General features: G+C 42.4%; 6 protein-coding genes and 1 pseudogene. 2 read left to right on the forward strand and 5 right to left on the reverse strand.

Annotation, left to right across the window (positions count from 1 at the left end; all coding sequences use genetic code 11):
- Positions 1-392: 392 nt before the first annotated feature.
- Both AC0QH1_RS00815 and AC0QH1_RS00820 read right to left on the reverse strand, forming a co-directional pair.
- Positions 393-986 carry a Uma2 family endonuclease gene (locus AC0QH1_RS00815; protein ID WP_324628825.1) on the reverse strand — a complete coding sequence of 198 codons (594 nt, stop codon included), beginning with the start codon at positions 984-986 and terminating at the stop codon, positions 393-395.
- 93 nt (positions 987-1,079) lie between these two features.
- Positions 1,080-1,220, reverse strand: coding sequence for a hypothetical protein (locus tag AC0QH1_RS00820; protein WP_324628827.1), 141 nt, complete (start codon positions 1,218-1,220; stop codon positions 1,080-1,082).
- Between the two features lie 119 nt (positions 1,221-1,339).
- Between AC0QH1_RS00820 and AC0QH1_RS00825 the strand changes: the two genes are divergently transcribed.
- On the forward strand, positions 1,340-1,573 hold the full coding sequence (locus AC0QH1_RS00825) for a hypothetical protein (RefSeq protein WP_324628831.1): 234 nt from the start codon (positions 1,340-1,342) through the stop codon (positions 1,571-1,573).
- A 57-nt stretch (positions 1,574-1,630) separates the two neighbouring features.
- A pseudogene (locus tag AC0QH1_RS00830) lies at positions 1,631-1,968 on the forward strand (type II toxin-antitoxin system VapC family toxin).
- Here AC0QH1_RS00830 and AC0QH1_RS00835 read toward each other — a convergent pair.
- From AC0QH1_RS00835 to AC0QH1_RS00845, 3 genes are all read right to left on the reverse strand, one after another.
- Positions 1,907-2,047 (reverse strand): hypothetical protein, encoded by a 141-nt coding sequence (locus AC0QH1_RS00835; protein WP_324628829.1) that lies wholly within the window; start codon positions 2,045-2,047, stop codon positions 1,907-1,909. The pseudogene AC0QH1_RS00830 and the gene AC0QH1_RS00835 overlap by 62 nt on opposite strands.
- Positions 2,048-2,049: 2 nt before the next feature.
- Positions 2,050-2,940: an NAD-dependent epimerase/dehydratase family protein gene (locus AC0QH1_RS00840; protein WP_324628830.1), complete on the reverse strand. Its 891-nt coding sequence runs from the start codon at positions 2,938-2,940 to the stop codon at positions 2,050-2,052.
- A gap of 222 nt (positions 2,941-3,162) precedes the next feature.
- Positions 3,163-3,472: hypothetical protein (locus tag AC0QH1_RS00845; RefSeq protein ID WP_442957259.1), on the reverse strand; the 310-nt coding region annotated here is incomplete at its 5' end.

Genomic DNA, 3,472 nt, shown 5'->3' on the forward strand with positions numbered 1-3,472 from the left:
TTGTTGAAACAAGCGTTCGTTTTTCCGCCCCGAACTAAAGTTACGGGGCTACCAAACTTTCGTCTTTTTTTCGTGTGATTTCAATGCCACAGGTTATTTTTCCATCTATACGGGACAACATTCTAATTTCATGTTAAGCGGCCCAAGGAATAGTGGGGAGTTATGGCGCGATCGCAAAGGCAATGATGAAGCCCAAGTCGCCGCCCCGTGGGGTGGGTTGGCTGTGGGAACTGCAATCTCGCGTAGCGTTGTGGATGCAACATCGTTGGGGATGTCGAGCAGGTTTTGGCTGAAGCGCTGTTTGAGCCAGCCAACGGTCAGGAGGCTCAGGAGGAGGAAAGTGGCGCTAGAATCGGGATTGGCATGATGGTCGTCAAGTTGAGCGATCGACCTTAATAATTTTGCAGCGCCTGGCGATAAGCCAGAACTGCCTCAGTTTGGTTGGCGTATTCCAGATATTGACTCAGGAGGGAGAAATCTAGATCCGGCAGGAAGGTACTGCGAGGAATTATAGTGTAGTTTTTCGCTCCTAACCGATAAAGGGAAAAACTTCCATTTTGCCAAAACCATACCTCTGGAACTCTCAATCCTTGGTAAACCTTTAATTTATCGACTCCGCCGCTAGTCAGAGCGATTTCCAGCACCATATCGGGAACTTGCCCCAGCTCGCCCAAACAATAGCACTCATCCGGTTCGGCTCCTCGCGCTACTGCTTGGTTGCGAAAGGTAGTGTTGCCATAGCCATTGAGATTAATTCGTTTCTCAACTGCATAGGTTTCAATCAACCGAGCAATAATCTTTTTCAAGCGTTCGTGCTCTGGAGATACTGTGATAATAATTTCTAGCTTTCCTTCTAAATAAGTCATCCGGGGAAATTCATCCACAAATAGGGATGAGAGGCTTTCGTATTGCTCCCAAGTGACATGGTTCAGAAGGATGCGTTGTTCTGGTGCTGGCGCGAGAGTTTGTATGTCTAACAGTTGCATGTCGATTACCCTCCTAAGAAATCCGGTACGCGATCGAAAAACGAACAGTGAAAAACGAACAGTGAAAAGCGTAATCTTGATTTCATATTGACTTCAAAATTGATTGCGATCGCTTTGCAGAGTTTGCTGGAGACCCTCATCTATAGTAAATGGCGATCGCCAGTTTAGGGTATTGCGGATTTTGCTGCTATCCACGACGAGGGAACTCAGGAGGCGATCGCTTGTTCTAACCAAAGTTGGGTAGGGATTATTCTGTGTCGTATAAGGGTAATAATGTTCTGATTTTATTTTAGGTTGCCCAAGGGATAGTCTAGTGATAGAATTAATTCATTATCCTGAGTCCGGAGGTGGCTATGGAAGCGTTGCGAATCTTTGCCAAACCTGTCAATGGTCAACTGGTTATCGACCTACCTCCTTCACTGAAGAGCGATCGCACTTATGAAGTGATCGTTCTCTCCGCGATATCCGAGGAGTCCGTTGCTACTTCACGACGCCGCCAGCCTTCTCCAAAACTAGCGGGTACGGTTCGCTTGCTTGACGATTTAATCGCACCTGCCATCCCTGAGTCAGATTGGGATTTGTCCTGAATGCTGTTACTTGATACTCATATCTGGATTCGTTGGCAAAATCCCCAGCTCAGTAGTATGGCGCTTTCCGATCGTCTAATTGAGCTGATTGAAACGGCTGATACTGTTGCGATTAGTGCCATTTCTTGCTGGGAACTCGGACAATTGGTGAAACGGCAGCGGGTACAGATTTCTCTTCCCCTTGATGAATGGGTCAAAGCTGCATTGGCAGATATTCAGGTTTTGCCCATCGAGCGGGAAATTGCTCTGAAAGCTGCTCAACTGCCAGAACATCATCGCGACCGGCTGACCGGATTATCATTGCCACAGCTTTGATTTATAATGCTTCTCTAATCAGTCTAGATTCGATGTTTCCCAACTATACAGAGTTAAAGGGACGTTTAGTTTCCCGTTGATGTCTATAGCTATTTCTGGATTCACGCTCCATCCCCTTTGATTTTCGACCAAGGTGGCGATCGCTACGGCAAAATACATGGCTAACTGGAAATCATGCCTAAGCTACGCATCAACTCTACCTCTTGTCCAAGACCTTCTTCTAGGGTTCGAGGGAAAAAATCTAAATCTCGTTGCGCTGCATCATGGGGATAGGCTTTGTCTTCTTGTAATCGCAGGATTTGCTCCCGGCGTACAGGCGATCGCTCTTTTAAAAGATTTTCCAGAATTGTGGCTGACCAGACTCCTGCATTGAGAGGTAAAGAAATCTGGCGTACTGGTTTGCCGAGTAGTTTTCCGACTAAAGTTAGCAGTTCTCGGAAGGTGACAACCGTACCGCCAGAAAGGTCGTATGCCCCTTGGATATGGGGGCGTTGAAGTGCGGTTAAGATAGCTTGGGCTAAGTCATCAGCATGAACGGGTTGGATGAGATTTTCACCCGGTCCAAATACGGGAAAGAATCCGTAGCGATCGCAAAATTTTATCAGTTTATGGAGGTTCTTATCTCGGTGGGAACCATATATCATCGTGGGGCGAAGTAAGCAGTAAGAGCCTGAATATTCGTCCAGTCGGGTTTCCATTTTTTTATAATCTTCGGCACTTTCACGGTATTTAGAATAAATTCCTGTAGTGCCAATCACAATTAACCTTGGATTTTTTTCAGCTTTTTTCAGGCTTTCAACTATAGCTTCAGTATGTAATATAGATGCAATGTGAACGATTACTTCAGGAGTTCTTTGTGCCAAAATCTTGTCCCAAGTCTCAACGGAAGAAGTATCTCCGACAAAATAGTTGATTTTTAGATTTATTTCTTCAATTCCTTGAGTATTACTGGTGGATCTCACCACACAATCAATCAAGTAATTTTCTTGTTTAATTTTTGACAGTAAATAGAGTCCTATTAAACCTGTACTACCTGTTATTATTATGTTCATTACCTTTTACTTTAACCAATAAAAATAGCGTTTTAATTTTTTTTACATATTCTTGATAATATCAGTTACCAATCTCCTGGTAATAAAATCTGTACCCGATATTTATTATTGGATATCGTTCAACTAAAAATATCCAATAAATTTAAACATTTTTCATTTTTCATTTAGATATAGTCCATCAACGCTAGTTATACCTAGATGATAACTTATTCTATGACTAATTTAGATTAATTGTTTATATTTTATGTAGCCTCTCCAAGCATAATTTATGAAACACCAACTCGCAACTGGTAAATTTAATTTTTCTATTTGACGATAAATTTTCCACACTCCAATCGCGTTTTTCAATTTATTGCTAGACATTGAACCTTGAACAATTCTATATAAAGCTAAATTTTCTTGAATTCCATAAGCAATTAATCCCCTTTTTAGCAAAGATAACCATAGCAGTAAGTCTGCATAACTGCTATAAGACCTTTGACTAACCATTTCTATAGAACCAGTTTTCTCTATATCTATAACTACAGTTAAA

It is taken from the genome of Phormidium sp. CCY1219, from assembly GCF_055795085.1.